The organism is Lautropia mirabilis (assembly GCF_900637555.1).
Taxonomy (GTDB): domain Bacteria; phylum Pseudomonadota; class Gammaproteobacteria; order Burkholderiales; family Burkholderiaceae_E; genus Lautropia; species Lautropia mirabilis.
This window is the reverse complement of sequence record NZ_LR134378.1, coordinates 2,217,418-2,231,631: the sequence shown is the minus strand read 5'-3', so window position 1 is coordinate 2,231,631 and position 14,214 is coordinate 2,217,418. Positions and strand designations below refer to the sequence as shown.

Annotated in this window: 12 protein-coding genes; 6 read left to right on the top strand and 6 right to left on the bottom strand. The window is 63.9% G+C overall.

The annotated features are described in order from the left end of the window. Positions 1-88: 88 nt before the first annotated feature. Positions 89-931 (top strand): cysteine hydrolase family protein, encoded by an 843-nt coding sequence (locus tag EL249_RS09135; RefSeq protein ID WP_005672951.1) that lies wholly within the window; start codon positions 89-91, stop codon positions 929-931. 260 nt (positions 932-1,191) lie between these two features. Here the strand turns inward: EL249_RS09135 and gltA are convergent, their stop codons facing one another. The 6 genes from gltA to sdhC form a co-directional block, all read right to left on the bottom strand. Next, positions 1,192-2,541 (bottom strand): citrate synthase, encoded by a 1,350-nt coding sequence (gene gltA / locus EL249_RS09130; RefSeq protein ID WP_005672952.1) that lies wholly within the window; start codon positions 2,539-2,541, stop codon positions 1,192-1,194. Positions 2,542-2,708: 167 nt separating this feature from the next. Further along, the gene (locus tag EL249_RS09125) at positions 2,709-3,005 is read right to left on the bottom strand and encodes a succinate dehydrogenase assembly factor 2 (RefSeq protein ID WP_005672953.1); all 297 of its coding nucleotides are present in this window, start codon (positions 3,003-3,005) and stop codon (positions 2,709-2,711) included. 186 nt (positions 3,006-3,191) lie between these two features. Next, the gene (locus EL249_RS09120; protein WP_005672954.1) at positions 3,192-3,914 is read right to left on the bottom strand and encodes a succinate dehydrogenase iron-sulfur subunit; all 723 of its coding nucleotides are present in this window, start codon (positions 3,912-3,914) and stop codon (positions 3,192-3,194) included. 74 nt (positions 3,915-3,988) lie between these two features. Beyond that, positions 3,989-5,779 carry a succinate dehydrogenase flavoprotein subunit gene (sdhA, locus tag EL249_RS09115; RefSeq protein ID WP_005672955.1) on the bottom strand — a complete coding sequence of 597 codons (1,791 nt, stop codon included), beginning with the start codon at positions 5,777-5,779 and terminating at the stop codon, positions 3,989-3,991. Between the two features lie 4 nt (positions 5,780-5,783). Continuing rightward, on the bottom strand, positions 5,784-6,134 hold the full coding sequence (gene sdhD, locus EL249_RS09110) for a succinate dehydrogenase, hydrophobic membrane anchor protein (RefSeq protein ID WP_005672956.1): 351 nt from the start codon (positions 6,132-6,134) through the stop codon (positions 5,784-5,786). Positions 6,135-6,172: 38 nt separating this feature from the next. After that, the gene (gene sdhC / locus EL249_RS09105; RefSeq protein WP_005672957.1) at positions 6,173-6,679 is read right to left on the bottom strand and encodes a succinate dehydrogenase, cytochrome b556 subunit; all 507 of its coding nucleotides are present in this window, start codon (positions 6,677-6,679) and stop codon (positions 6,173-6,175) included. Positions 6,680-7,317: 638 nt separating this feature from the next. Between sdhC and EL249_RS09100 the strand changes: the two genes are divergently transcribed. The 5 genes from EL249_RS09100 (at position 7,318) to acnA (ending at position 14,192) form a co-directional block, all read left to right on the top strand. Next, a complete protein-coding gene (locus EL249_RS09100) occupies positions 7,318-8,298 on the top strand; it encodes a malate dehydrogenase (protein ID WP_005672960.1) in 981 nt (326 codons plus the stop codon). 5 nt (positions 8,299-8,303) lie between these two features. Then, the gene (locus EL249_RS09095) at positions 8,304-9,311 is read left to right on the top strand and encodes an HpcH/HpaI aldolase/citrate lyase family protein (RefSeq protein WP_005672961.1); all 1,008 of its coding nucleotides are present in this window, start codon (positions 8,304-8,306) and stop codon (positions 9,309-9,311) included. Between the two features lie 477 nt (positions 9,312-9,788). Next, positions 9,789-10,361 carry a hypothetical protein gene (locus tag EL249_RS09090; protein WP_005672963.1) on the top strand — a complete coding sequence of 191 codons (573 nt, stop codon included), beginning with the start codon at positions 9,789-9,791 and terminating at the stop codon, positions 10,359-10,361. A 368-nt stretch (positions 10,362-10,729) separates the two neighbouring features. Then, positions 10,730-11,347 (top strand): DUF3617 domain-containing protein, encoded by a 618-nt coding sequence (locus EL249_RS09085; RefSeq protein WP_126348173.1) that lies wholly within the window; start codon positions 10,730-10,732, stop codon positions 11,345-11,347. 139 nt (positions 11,348-11,486) lie between these two features. Continuing rightward, a complete protein-coding gene (gene acnA, locus EL249_RS09080; protein ID WP_005672965.1) occupies positions 11,487-14,192 on the top strand; it encodes an aconitate hydratase AcnA in 2,706 nt (901 codons plus the stop codon). Positions 14,193-14,214 lie beyond the last annotated feature (22 nt).

Below are 14,214 nucleotides of genomic sequence, written 5' to 3'. Positions count from 1 at the left end.
CAGATCAAGGCACCGTGTTGGGTCATGAAAGGCTTTCCGGGAAAAATCGGCATACTTTACAATCGCCGGTCTACTTGAAAGGGACTCCATGAATCCGTCCACCCTGGTACTGATCGTCGATCCGCAGAACGATTTCTGTGACCTGCCTGCCGGGACCGACAGCATTTCCGGTCAGCTGATCTTTCCCTCGCTGCCCGTGCCCGGCGCCCATGCCGACATGCGCCGCCTGGCCTCCTGGCTGGACGAGAATGCCGATCACATCGACGACATCGTCGTGACACTGGACTCCCATCAGTACTTCGATATTGCCCATCCGGACTGCTGGCGTACCGGTCAGGGGGGCGAGGTGGCGGCGTTCACGGCCATCACGGCCGCCTCGGTGCGCTCGGGGCAGTTTCGCACGGCCGATCCTGCCCTGCAGGCCTACGCGCTCAACTACCTGGAAGCGCTGGAAGCGCGGGGACGCTACACGCACATGGTCTGGCCCGTGCACTGTCAGCTGGGCAGCTGGGGGCATGGCATCCATCATGCGGTCCTGGGGGCCCTGGAGCGCTGGCAGCGTCAACGCCAGCGCGCTGCCATGTCGGTCATCAAGGGCACGAACCCCTACACCGAACACTACAGTGCCCTGCAGGCCGAAGTGCCCGACCCGCAGGACCCCAGCACCCAGCTGAACATGCCGCTGCTGGAACGGATTGCTGCCGCCGATCAGGTCGTGATTGCCGGCGAAGCCAGCAGCCACTGCGTGGCCTACACCGCGCGGGATCTGTTTGCCCATCTGCCTGCCGAGAACCTGAAGCACTTCGTGCTGCTGACCGATTGCATGAGTCCGGTCTCGGGCTTCGAGCAGCAGCATGCCGCCTTCCTGCAGGAAGCGGCCGATCACGGGGTGCTGCTGGCCAGCAGCGGGGAGTTCCAGTTGCCGAGGTGAAATGACCGCCTCCAAATGGCGTCCCTCATGCATCAAGGGTCTGCCATCATGGATGAGGCTGAACGGGACGGTGTTCTGAAACCGGGAACCTGCCATGTTGCATGGATCCGATTCAGTCCCGAACATGGAGGCCCATCCATCAGCGCCTAGTACAGGGGAAGGATTTGCCCCTGAAAAGCAGAAACGGCACCTCAAGGGTGCCGTTTCTCTTTGTGTCAGGGCGCAGCCTTGCGGCAATGCGCCCTGCCCCACGTCGTCGCTTAGTGCGGCGAGGACTCCCAGCTGTGGGTGCCCAGCTTGGTGGACGGCGTGGTGATCTTCCGCTTGGTCTGGCCCATGTAGAGCTGACGCGGACGGCCAATCTTCTGGTCGGGATCGCCCAGCATCTCGCTCCATTGCGCAATCCAGCCCACGGTACGAGCCATGGCAAAGATGGCCGTGAACATGCTGGTGGGGATGCCCATGGCGCGCTGAACGATGCCCGAGTAGAAGTCCACGTTCGGGTAGAGCTTGCGGGAGACGAAGTAATCGTCTTCCAGCGCGATCTGCTCGAGCTTGCGGGCCAGCTTGAAGAGCGGATCGTTCTCCAGACCCAGCTCGGTCAGCACCTCGGCGCAGGTTTCCTGCATCAGCTTGGCACGCGGGTCATAGTTCTTGTAGACGCGGTGGCCGAAGCCCATCAGCTTGACGCCGGACTCCTTGTTCTTCACTTGCTTGATGAACTCGCCGATCTTGTCGACACCACCCTTGGCCAGCAGGTCTTCCAGCATGACGAGTGCGGCCTCGTTGGCGCCACCGTGCGCCGGGCCCCACAGGGTCGCGATACCGGCGGCGATACAGGCGAACGGGTTGGCACCCGACGAGCCGGCCAGACGCACCGTGGAAGTGGAGGCGTTCTGCTCGTGGTCGGCATGCAGGATGAGAATGCGATCCAGCGCACGCACCAGCACCTCGTTGGGAACGTACTCGTCGCAGGGCGTCGAGAACATCAGGTGCATGAAGTTGGCGGTGTAGCTGAGCTTGTTGCGCGGATAGGCGAAGGGCTGGCCCTGCGAGTACTTGTAGGCCATGGCCACCAGTGTCGGCATCTTGGAGATGAGCCGGATGGAGGCCACGTGGCGGTGCTCTTCCTTGCTGATGTCGAGCGAGTCGTGATAGAACGCAGCCAGTGCACCCACGCTGGCCACCAGCACCGACATCGGGTGGGCGTCACGACGGAAGCCGCTGAAGAAGCGGACCATCTGCTCGTGCAGCATGGTGTGGTGGGTGACGACGTAGTCGAAGTCGGCCTTCTCCTGGGGCGAGGGCAGCTCGCCCTTCAGCAGCAGGTGGCAGACGTCCAGGTAGTCGCAGTGCTTGGCGAGATCCTCGATGGGATAGCCCCGATACAGCAGCTCGCCCTTGTCACCGTCGATGTAGGTGATGGCGGATTCGCAGGCCCCGGTGGACATGAAGCCGGGGTCGAAGGTGAACTTGCCGGTATTGGCGTAAAGCTTGCGGATGTCAATGACATCCGGCCCCGTGGTTCCCTTGTAGACCGGGAACTCAGTGCCGGCGGAACCATCCGAGAACGACAGCGATGCGGTGTAGGCAGGTTTGGCGGTTGTCATTGTCTTCCTTCCAAAGTGATATCAGGACAGGGGCCGGACCATGAGGGCAGTCGGCGCACTGCAAGGCGGAGATGGCGCCTACCGGCTTTTGCTCCGTTACCGAATCTTAGCCCTTAAGCGCAAGATGCAGGAGACAGGGGTTTCCCTCAGAGGACAGGGGGTTTCCCTCAGAGCGCCCGGATCTCGGTCAACAGCGCCCGGATTTCCGGCGTGTCCAGATCGCCTTCAGGCTGGCTGCGCTCCAGGATCAGGTCCAGCAGGACCGGATCGGTCAGATCCAGCAGCTGATCGAGCGCCTGCAGTTCGGATTCGAGAAAGCCCTGGCTGGCGCGGCTGTCCAGCAGGCGATGGAGCAGGATGTCGTTTTCCAGCAGCCCGCGCCGTGTGCGCCAGCGCAGTCGGCGAAAACGGGCGGCAGCTTCGTCGTCTGCCTCGGGCGATGCGATGTGATTGTTGCCGGACATCGGTATTTTCCCCAATTGGCGCGCCCTGGGGGGCGAAAATGGAAAGGAGCGTCCCGACAGCGCCTCCTGTCGCCCCGCCCGCGCAAAGGTCCGCCGTCCGGATGCTGGACGGCGGGAACGACGGGTGGGGACAGGAAGACTGCCGGGGACGCCCCGTGGACAGCAACCCTGCGGCAGCAGGCGTCGTTACACGGTCCGTCGGACCATCAGTTCCTTGATCTTGCCGATGGCCCGCGTGGGGTTCAGCCCCTTCGGGCAGACATCGACGCAGTTCATGATGGTGTGGCAACGGAAGAGCCGGTACGGATCTTCCAGGTTGTCCAGACGCTCATTGGTGGCCTGGTCGCGCGTATCGGCCAGGAAGCGGTAGGCGGCCAGCAGGCCGGCAGGACCGACGAACTTGTCGGGGTTCCACCAGAACGACGGGCACGACGTGGAGCAGCACGCGCACAGGATGCACTCGTACAGGCCGTCCAGTTCCTCGCGGTCCACGGGCGACTGCAGACGCTCCTTCTCGGGCGGCTGGGTGTCGTTGATCAGGTACGGCTTGATGGATTCGTACTGCTTGAAGAACTGCGTCATGTCGACGATGAGGTCGCGAATGACCGGCAGGCCCGGCAGCGGCTTGAGGACCACCGGCTCCTTCAGCGTCTTCAGGTTGGTGATGCACGCCAGGCTGTTCTTGCCGTTGATGTTCATGGCGTCGGAACCGCAGACGCCCTCACGACAGGAACGACGGAAGGCGAAGCTTTCGTCCACTTCAGCCTTGATGCGCATCAGCGCGTCCAGCAGCATCTTGTCGGTCGGCAGCAGCTCGACCTCGATGTCCTGCATGTAGGGTTTCTGATCCTTGTCCGGATCGAAACGGTAGATGGAGAACTTCATTCTCCGACGATCGGTATTGGCCATTTTGTGCCCTTGTCGGTCGGCGTCCGCAACCCGAAGGCCACGGACGCGCAATGCTCAATGGAAAGGATGCGGAATCAGAACGTGCGCGGCTTCGGCTTGAAGTACTCGACGGTGAGCGGCTTGAGCACCACCGGCTTGTACGTGAGGCTGTTGTCTTCCGAATGCCAGAGCGTGTGACGCATCCAGTTCTCGTCGTCGCGCTGCGGATAGTCGCTGTGAGCGTGGGCACCACGGCTTTCCTTGCGGGCCTCGGCCGAGATGATGGTGGCCTTGGCGACCTCGATCAGGTTGGCCAGCTCCAGCGCCTCGACACGGGCCGTGTTGAACACCTGGGACTTGTCGCGCAGGTGGATGTCCTCGGCACGCTTGACGTGGCTGAGGATCTTGCCCACACCTTCGGAGAGCAGCGCCGAGGTACGGAACACGCCGCAGTGCGACTGCATGTCGCGGCGGATGTCGCCGGCCACGTCCTGCACCCGCTCGCCCGAGGTGGAACCGTCGAGCTTGGCCACGCGTGCCAGCGAGAAGTCGCCGGAGTTGACGGGCAGCGGCTGATGTTTCTCGTTCTTGAAGCCCGATTCGACGATGTGGTTGCCGGCGGCACGGCCGAACACCACCAGGTCGAGCAGCGAGTTGGTACCCAGACGGTTGGCGCCGTGCACGGACACGCAGGCGCATTCGCCGATGGCGTACAGGCCGCGGACCACGTTGGACGGGTTGTCGCCCTTGGGAACCACCACCTGACCATGATAGTTGGTGGGGATGCCACCCATCTGATAGTGGATGGTGGGCACGACCGGGATGGGTTCCTTGATGGGATCGACGTTGGCGAACTTGAGCGCGATCTCGCGGATGGAAGGCAGGCGCTTGAGGATCTTCTCGGCGCCCAGGTGATCGAGCTTGAGCAGCACGTGATCACCGTGCGGGCCGCAGCCGCGTCCTTCCTTGATCTCCTGGTCCATCGAGCGCGACACGAAGTCGCGCGGTGCCAGGTCCTTCAGCGTGGGCGCATAGCGCTCCATGAAGCGCTCGCCGTCCTTGTTCAGCAGGATGCCGCCCTCGCCCCGCACGCCCTCGGTGATGAGCACGCCGGCGTTGGCCACGCCGGTGGGGTGGAACTGCCAGAACTCCATGTCCTGCAGCGGGATGCCGGCACGGGCACACATGCCCAGGCCGTCGCCGGTGTTGATGTAGGCGTTGGTGGAAGCCTGCCAGATGCGGCCTGCGCCCCCGGTGGCCAGCACCGTCACCTTGGCTTCGAGGATCATGACCTCGCCGGTTTCCATTTCCAGGGCCACCACGCCCAGCACGTCGCCTTCGGCGTTGCGGATCAGGTCCAGTGCCATCCATTCGACGAAGAAGGTGGTGCGTGCCCTGACGTTACGCTGGTAAAGCGTGTGCAGCAGTGCGTGGCCGGTACGGTCGGCGGCCGCACAGGCGCGCGGCACGGGCTTTTCGCCCAGGTTGGCCGAGTGGCCCCCGAACGGACGCTGGTAGATGGTGCCGTCGGGGTTGCGGTCGAACGGCATGCCGAAGTGCTCGAGCTCGTAGACGACCTGGGGCGCCTGACGGCACATGAATTCGATGGCGTCCTGGTCACCGAGATAGTCGGAGCCCTTGACGGTGTCGAACATGTGCCAGTACCAGTTGTCCTCGCTCATGTTGCCCAGCGAGGCCCCGATGCCGCCCTGTGCCGCCACCGTGTGCGAACGGGTGGGGAACACCTTGGAGAGCACGGCGACGTTGTAGCCGGCCTCGGCCAGCTGCAGCGAGCAGCGCATGCCGGCGCCACCGGCACCGACGATGACCGCGTCGAACTTGCGGCGCGGCAGACTGTTGGAGAGCTTGTTCAGATAGTCGACCATGTCCTTATGCTCTCCAGAGGATGAAGGCTGCCCAGAAGGCGTAGCCCGTCAGCAGCACGAGGGTGCCCACTTCGAGCACCAGGCGCACCAGCGTGTTTTTCAGATAGTCCATGTACAGGTCGCGGATGCCGACCCAGGCGTGGTAGATGAGCGCCAGCACGGCCACCATGGTGGCCACCTTCATGAACTGCCCCTGAAAGAGCTGCGACCAGGAGATGTAGTCGAGCTGGGGCAGCGTACAGACGCTACAGAGAAGGAAGATGGTGTAGAGCGCCATGATGAGGCCCGTGATGCGCTGGGCGAGCCAGTCGCGCAGGCCGTAATGGGCGCCGGACACGATTCGCTGAATGGTCATGTCGAACCTTGATGACGAAAGGGATGAGGGAAAGCAGTTCAGGAAAGGAGCAGCAAGCCGCCGAAGATGACGGTCATCGTGAGGCTGACGGCCAGGACGACCTTCGCACTGAACATGGCCTTGGATTTCTCCGTAAGGAAATGCATGTCGAGAACAATGAAGCGGAATCCCGCAGCCATGTGATGACAGAACGACCATATCAGCACCAGAAGAACGAGTTTGCCAAGCCAGGAATGGACCACGGCCGAGTAGACCTCGAAGCTGGATTCGGACGTGATGCTCTGGGAGAGCAGATAAAGCATGAACGGGATGCCGATGAGGAACATCAGCGCCCCGCTTGCACGATGCAGGATGGAAACCTGCGCAGCCGGCGCCATGGCCGGAAGATAATGACCCAGCAACTGGTCCAGGCCGACGTTGGTGGGTTTCCTGACGGCGGCCCGCCTGGCGCGCCGTGCCTCGGGATTCTCTCCCGGGTGGCCGGGCGCCATCGAGACGCCCATGTTGACCACTTCTGTGCCGTTGCCGGCCTTGGTGTCTGTCATAACGATCCTCCGTCCTCTATTGCCTGAGAATGCTTTCCATGCCAGTGATCCGGGAAACGGCCCTGGGCACTGTCATGCCCTTGCCGGTTCCTTGCAAAAGACCCGGATGCCGCCTCCGATGAGTCACGGTCACCTGCCACAGGAGCGACCTGGCGGAGGTGCCACGACTTCCCGCAACCGGGTCAGTGACCAGTATCGGGGGGTACAACCCGCCTGACCATAGGGATAATGACCTATTGTTACGCATTTTTTGTGCCCGAACAACGCGACCACACCCTGCAAATCTGCGCAAGATCAAGGAATTTGAACGCTGAACGCCCTTGCCAGCAGTCCGTGGCGAATTGCCGACGGCACGCCAGGTTCGGGCGTTCGTTCACATGTTTCTCCTCCTGGCGCAAAGCTACTCCCAATCCCCGGCACGGGCGAGAATTGCAAAACATATTTTCATGCCGGTGGGGCGGAGGTTACTCACGGACGGCCGCCCTCCCCGTTTCCGGCCGGGCAATGTTCCTCACAAGGCCCCCGGAAGCCCCTGTGTAAGGTAGCGCCATTGGGGTTCTCCCGAAGCTGCCCGGAAAGAGTCTGCGGTAACATGTTTAACGATCACCTTTTCCAACCTCACTGGGGACATTTCCGTCATGAAAGCTCCGAAACGTGTTGCCGTCACCGGCGCCGCCGGCCAGATCGCCTACTCCCTGCTGTTCCGCATCGCCAACGGGGACATGCTGGGCAAGGACCAGCCCGTCATCCTGCAGCTGCTGGACATCACTCCCGCCATGGCAGCCGTCAAGGGCGTGGTGATGGAGCTGGAAGACTGTGCCTTCCCGCTGCTGGCCGGCATCGTCGTCACTGACGATCCGAATGTTGCCTTCAAGGACGCCGACTATGCCCTGCTGGTGGGTGCCCGTCCGCGCAGCAAGGGCATGGAGCGCAAGGACCTGCTGGAAGCCAACGGCGCCATCTTCACCGTCCAGGGCAAGGCGCTCAACGACCATGCCAGCCGTGACGTGAAGGTGCTGGTGGTGGGCAACCCGGCCAACACCAATGCCTACATCGCGATGAAGTCGGCCCCCGATCTGCCGGCCAAGAACTTCACCGCCATGCTGCGCCTGGACCACAACCGCGCCCTGTCGCAGCTGGCCGCCAAGACCGGCCGCACGGTCGATTCCATCGAGAAGCTGGTGGTCTGGGGCAACCACTCGCCCACCATGTATCCGGACATCCGCTTTGCCTCCAGCAACGGCGATGCCATGCCCAAGCTGGTCAACGACGAGGCCTGGGTGAAGGACACCTTCATCCCGACGGTCGGCAAGCGCGGTGCCGCCATCATCGAGGCACGCGGCCTGTCGTCGGCTGCCTCGGCGGCCAATGCAGCCATCGACCACATGCGCGACTGGGCGCTGGGTACCAACGGCAAGTGGGTCACCATGGGCGTTCCCTCGCAGGGCGACTATGAGATCCCCGAAGGCGTCATCTACGGCATGCCCGTCACCTGCCAGAACGGCGACTACACGATCGTCAAGGGTCTGGACATCGACGCCTTCAGCCGTGAGCGCATGAACGCCACGCTGGAAGAGCTGGAAGGCGAGCGCAACGGCGTCAAGCACCTGCTGGGCTGAGCCCCATGAGCAGCCAGGCCGCCCCCCGTTCCCCCGGATCCGTCCTGTATCGGGAACGTGTCAGGCGGCCTGTGCTGCCCGTCTGCGACCATTACTGTGGCAGTCCGGCCCTGCTGGCCAAGTCGCTGGCCCTGCAGGGCCGACTGGGGCCTGTGCTGGACATCACGGCCGACTGCGAAGATGGCGCACCGGCCGGAGACGAGCTGGGCCACGCCCTGCGGATGGCCCAGGCCATCGATTCTCCGGACAATCGCTTTGACCGGGTGGGGGCGCGCACCCATCCGGTCTTTCATGGCTGTTTCAAGGCCGAACTGGACACGCTGATGACCCACGCCGGGCATCGGCTGGCCTATCTCACGCTGCCCAAGGTCCGCAGCGTGGCCGAGATCTGCACGGCCAGCACCCTGTGCCAGCAGCACGAGGCACGCCTGGGGCTGACCACGCCCGTCCCCTTCCAGGTGCTGATCGAAAGCCCTGCCGCACTGGCCGAGGTGCATGCCATCGCGGCTCATCCGCGTGTGCAGGCGCTGTGTTTCGGGCTGATGGATTACGTGAGCAGCTTCGAGGGCGCCATCGGCGCCGATGCGCTGCATGGGGCACGTCAGTTCGAGCATCCGCTGCTGGCCCGCGCACTGACCGACATCTCGCTGGCGGCCCATGCCCACGGCAAGGTGGCGGTGCACAGCGTCACGCTGGCCATTGGCGACGGCACCGCAGCGGGTGAGGATGCCCTGCGGGCCGCACGGGACTTTGGCTATCAGCGCAAGTGGAGCATCCACCCCCGCCAGGTCGAGCCGATCATTGCCGCGTTCCAGCCGCCCGCACAGGATGTCCGGCGAGCCGGCGAGATCCTGCTGGCTGCGCAGGCTGCCGACTGGGGACCCATCCGTCACGCCGACGAGCTTCACGATCGTGCCAGCTACCGCTACTGGTGGCACGTGCTTCAGCAGGCGTGGCGCACTGGCGTCCCGCTTCCCCCGGACGTGCAGGCCGCGTTCTTCGGCGACGCGTGAGTGCGCCCCAGGGCATCATGCGACCAGACCACCCAGCCTACCCTACACCATCCAGCACCACGCAATGTGATGATCAGGGCGGTTGCACGGCGTTTTTCCGAGGCATCGTGCGATCAGAAAGTGTTCAATATCGCACAACGCCTGTAACGGGTCATGGCTGGGTTGAACAAAATGTCTCCCCACCTTGACTGGTTCTCGGCCGTCAGTTATTACGCCATGGGTGTCCTGACCGACACGTCCTCTGCGCGCCTCGTCATCGCTTGCTTCCCTGCTTGGGCAGCGTGCGCGATGAAGGTGTGGCGGGACAGCACGATCATCCGCCCCGGCGCCCACGGTGTGGGTCCGATAACCTGACATTCGCCCTCCTGGAAGAACAGCCGTGACGACGATAGCCGAGCCCGCCAGGCTGGGCTTCGACCGAGCGGCCGACGTCCTGGCCGTGCTGCCGGTCGCAGTCTGACTCATCTGGAACCTGTCATGGATCTCAGCTCCTCCCTCTCCCAACACCGTGCCGCCGGCGCCCGCCGCCTGTCGCTGCTTGCCGCCCTGCCCGTGGTCCTTGCCGCCGGCATGCTGATGTCGCCGCCGTCCGTGCAGGCCGCCACCGACGGCGCGCACACCACGAAGAAGGCTGCCAAGGCCAAGGGCAGCAAGACAGCCAAGCATGGTGCCTCCCATGCCAAGGCCGGTCACGCGGCTGCAGCCGCCGCTGCACTGGCACCCATCATGGTGCAGGCGGCCGACAGCCAGCAGATGGCGGCCTTTGACCGGGTCAACCTGGGCGTCAGCCAGTGCGAGTTCCGCCAGACCGTCAGCATCAACAAGAGCACCCAGCATCCCGGCTATGTGGATCTGGGATTCAAGGGCAAGCAGTGGCTGATGAAGCCCGTGCTCTCGAGCACCGGTGCGCTGCGCCTGGAAGACGTGCGCGGCGAGACGCTGTTCATCCAGATCCGCAACAAGTCGATGCTGATGAACCAGAAGAGTGGCCAGCGTCTGGTGGATGACTGCGTGCACCCCAGCCAGCTGCAGGCGATGAGCAGCAACTGATTCCACTCCGACGGCAAGCAGATGCCGCCTCCTGCAGCGCCACGCACCGTGCCGGGCGCTGCAGGCTGCATGAAGCGCCCGGCGCTGCCCATGCGGCCCCTTCATGACCGGATGCGCGCGATTCACGCGGCGGCCGGTAGCCACGGGAATGAAAGGCCCCACCCTGCCATGGAGACATGGCATGGCCGGATGCGTTGTATATCGAGGACAAGCCGTTCACAACCGATTACCATGGTCCCGCCAGGCGCCCGATCACCCGGGCGCTCACTCTCGATCCCGTCCTCCGAGGCCTTGTGAATCCACCTGCCCCGTCCATGCTATCTGCCCTTGTCCGCCGGCACACGCTCGGTTCCCTGGCTGCCCCAACGGTGCCATTGCGCACGGGCCGGGCGGCCCTGTGTGCCCTGCTCGCGGTCGTGGCCCTGGCCTCCTGGGCCACGCCGGCCAAGGCTGCTTCGGAGGACAAGGCACTGGACAGCGAGCTGATCGTCCCGCTCGACAGCATCGCCAGCCCCGGGCGGCTTGACTATCCGCGGCGCAAGCCGGGGCTGTGGGAGATCCGCAGCGGCGCCAGCGAACAGCTGGGACTGCCGCCCGTGCGCCTGTGCGTTGGCGAGCAGACCGACACGCCCGAACACCACCTGGACCGCAAGGTGGGCAAGCGCGGCGCCTGCCAGCTGGGCGCCTTCAAGCGGGTGGGCATCAACTGGGTGGCCGACTCCACCTGCAAGGACAGTCGAACCACCATCGTCAGCCAGTCCACCGTGACGGGCGACTTCCAGTCGCACTACCGGATCGATACCGTCATCCTCTATTCGCCGCCGCTGGCCAACAACCGGCGCGAAGATAGCGAGTACACCGAGGCGCGCTGGCTGGGCCCCTGCCCGGACAACCAGAAACCCGCCGACCTGACCATTCCCGGCATGGGCGTGCTGAACATGCTCGATGGTGGCCTGCGACCCGAATCACCCCACACCCACGAGTGAATCCCAGGAGTGAATCATGACCCACGCACGATGTTGACTGCCTCTCCCGTTCCCGGTCCGTGTCCCTGCCCGGTCGCCTGGCAGGATGTCATGGTCTTGCCCTGTCCCCTGTCTGAACGTTGTATTCGAGGATTACGAGATGGCACACAATACCTTCGATACCCTGCAGTCCTACCCGCTTGCGTCGGGCAAGACCGCATCCTTCTATTCGCTGCCAGCTCTGGCTCGGCGCTTCCCCAACATCAACCGCCTGCCGGTTTCCATTCGCATCGTGCTGGAGTCGGTGCTGCGCAACTGTGACGGCAAGAAGGTTACGGAAACGCACATCGAGCAGCTGGCCAACTGGGCACCGAACGCCAAACGGGTGGACGAGATTCCGTTCATCGTGGCCCGCGTGGTGCTGCAGGACTTCACCGGCGTGCCGCTGCTGGCCGACCTGGCAGCCATGCGCAACGTTGCGGCCGATCTGGGCAAGAATCCCAAGCGCATCGAGCCGCTGGTCCCGGTGGACCTGGTGGTCGACCACTCGGTGATGATCGACCACTACGGCGATGTGGCAGCGCTGGACCTGAACATGAAGCTGGAGTTCTCGCGCAACCGCGAGCGCTACCAGTTCATGAAATGGGGCATGCAGGCCTTCGACACCTTCAAGGTCGTGCCCCCGGGCATCGGCATCGTGCACCAGGTCAACCTCGAGTATCTGGCCCGGGGCGTGCACCAGAAGGCCGACGGTGATCGCACCATCTACTACCCCGACACGCTGGTCGGCACCGACAGCCACACCACGATGATCAACGGCATCGGCGTGGTGGGCTGGGGCGTGGGTGGCATCGAGGCCGAGGCCGGCATGCTGGGCCAGCCGGTGTACTTCCTGACCCCGGACGTGGTGGGCGTGCACCTCAAGGGCAAGCTGCGCGAGGGCGTGACCGCCACCGACCTGGTGCTACGCGTGACCGAGCTGCTGCGTGCCACCAAGGTGGTGGGCAAGTTCGTGGAATTCTTCGGCGAGGGCACGCAGTCGCTGGCGCTGCCCGACCGGGCCACCATCGCCAACATGGCGCCCGAGTACGGCGCGACCATGGGCTTTTTCCCGGTCGACGAGAAGACCATCGAATACTTCAGGGGCTCGGGTCGTACCGACGAGGAGATCGACGCCTTCGAGAAATACTTCCGGGCGCAGGAGCTGTTCGGCATTCCGGCCGCCGGCCAGCTGGACTACTCGCAGGTCGTCGAACTGGACCTGGACACCATCGTGCCGTCGCTGGCCGGTCCCAAGCGCCCGCAGGACCGCATCGAGCTGACCGGCATGAAGCAGACCTTCGAGACGCTCTTCTCGGCGCCGGTGAAGGAAAACGGCTTCAACAAGAAGCCCGAGGACCTGAAGACCGAAGTGCAGGCCGGTGATGTGAAGATCCACAACGGTGACGTGCTGATCGCCGCCATCACCTCGTGCACCAACACCTCCAACCCGGGGGTACTGCTGGCAGCCGGCCTGGTGGCGAAGAAGGCCGTCGAGAAGGGCCTGACGGTGGCGCCGCACATCAAGACCTCGCTGGCGCCCGGATCGCGGGTGGTGAGCGAGTACCTGGCCCGGACCGGCCTGCTGCCGTATCTGGAATCGCTGGGCTTTGCCGTGGCGGCCTATGGCTGTACGACCTGTATCGGCAACGCGGGCGACCTGCGTCCCGAGTTCAACGAGGCCATCGTCGAGAACGATCTGGTCTGTGCGGCCGTGCTGTCGGGCAACCGGAACTTCGAGGCCCGGATCCACCCGAACATCCGCGCCAACTTCCTGGCCTCGCCGCCGCTGGTGGTGGCCTACGCCATTGCCGGGTCGGTGCTGAAGGACCTGACGAAGGAGCCGGTGGCGAAGAACCGGGACGGTGAGGACGTCTGGCTGAAGGACATCTGGCCGACCACGCAGGAGGTGCACGACCTGATGCACTTTGCCATGGATGCCGACACCTTCCGCCGTCTCTACAGCAACCTCACGAAGGATCACCCGCTGTGGAATGCCGTACCGTCGGCCGAGGGGCAGGTGTACGACTGGCCGAAATCCACCTACATCGCACAGCCACCCTTCTTTGCCGGATTCGGCATGGAACCGGCACCGGTGCCGAAAATCCGCAACGCGCGCATCATGGCGCTGTTCGGCGACTCGATCACCACCGACCACATCTCGCCGGCTGGTTCGATCAAGGAAACCTCGCCGGCCGGAAAATATCTGCTGGCCAACGACGTGACCAAGGCCGACTTCAACAGCTATGGGTCGCGCCGCGGCAACCACGACGTGATGATGCGCGGCACCTTCGCCAACGTGCGGATCAAGAACCTGATGCTGCCGGCCAAGCCGGACGGTTCGCGCGAGGAAGGCGGCATGACGTTGCATCAACCCGACGGTGAGCGTCTCGCAATCTACGACGCGGCCATGAAATACATGGCAGACGGCGTACCAACGGTTATTCTTGCGGGTGAAGAGTATGGCACCGGCAGCTCCCGTGACTGGGCCGCCAAGGGCACCCAGCTGCTGGGTGTGAAGGCGGTGGTGGCCCGCAGCTTCGAACGGATCCACCGCTCGAACCTGGTCGGCATGGGGGTGCTGCCGCTGCAGTTCCGCAACAACGACTCATGGGAATCGCTCGGCATCAAGGGTGACGAAGTCATCGACATCGTGGTACCGGATGAGCTGGTACCGCAGCAGGAAATCAACATGACGGTCCGTCGTGCCGATGGTTCGTCGTTCGAGGTCAGCCTCCTGTCGCGGATCGACACCGCGATCGAGGTGGACTACTACCTGCATGGTGGCATCCTGCCCTTCGTGCTGCGCGAGCTGATGGCGGCATAAGGGAACCTCCGCAGGATTTCTG

What these genes read in the sequence shown, in the direction of transcription:
- EL249_RS09135 (WP_005672951.1), top strand. Translation starts at nt 89, where the DNA reads ATGAATCCGTCCACCCTGGTACTGATCGTCGATCCGCAGAACGATTTC.
- gltA (WP_005672952.1), bottom strand. Translation starts at nt 2,541, where the DNA reads ATGACAACCGCCAAACCTGCCTACACCGCATCGCTGTCGTTCTCGGAT.
- EL249_RS09125 (WP_005672953.1), bottom strand. Translation starts at nt 3,005, where the DNA reads ATGTCCGGCAACAATCACATCGCATCGCCCGAGGCAGACGACGAAGCT.
- EL249_RS09120 (WP_005672954.1), bottom strand. Translation starts at nt 3,914, where the DNA reads ATGGCCAATACCGATCGTCGGAGAATGAAGTTCTCCATCTACCGTTTC.
- sdhA (WP_005672955.1), bottom strand. Translation starts at nt 5,779, where the DNA reads ATGGTCGACTATCTGAACAAGCTCTCCAACAGTCTGCCGCGCCGCAAG.
- sdhD (WP_005672956.1), bottom strand. Translation starts at nt 6,134, where the DNA reads ATGACCATTCAGCGAATCGTGTCCGGCGCCCATTACGGCCTGCGCGAC.
- sdhC (WP_005672957.1), bottom strand. Translation starts at nt 6,679, where the DNA reads ATGACAGACACCAAGGCCGGCAACGGCACAGAAGTGGTCAACATGGGC.
- EL249_RS09100 (WP_005672960.1), top strand. Translation starts at nt 7,318, where the DNA reads ATGAAAGCTCCGAAACGTGTTGCCGTCACCGGCGCCGCCGGCCAGATC.
- EL249_RS09095 (WP_005672961.1), top strand. Translation starts at nt 8,304, where the DNA reads ATGAGCAGCCAGGCCGCCCCCCGTTCCCCCGGATCCGTCCTGTATCGG.
- EL249_RS09090 (WP_005672963.1), top strand. Translation starts at nt 9,789, where the DNA reads ATGGATCTCAGCTCCTCCCTCTCCCAACACCGTGCCGCCGGCGCCCGC.
- acnA (WP_005672965.1), top strand. Translation starts at nt 11,487, where the DNA reads ATGGCACACAATACCTTCGATACCCTGCAGTCCTACCCGCTTGCGTCG.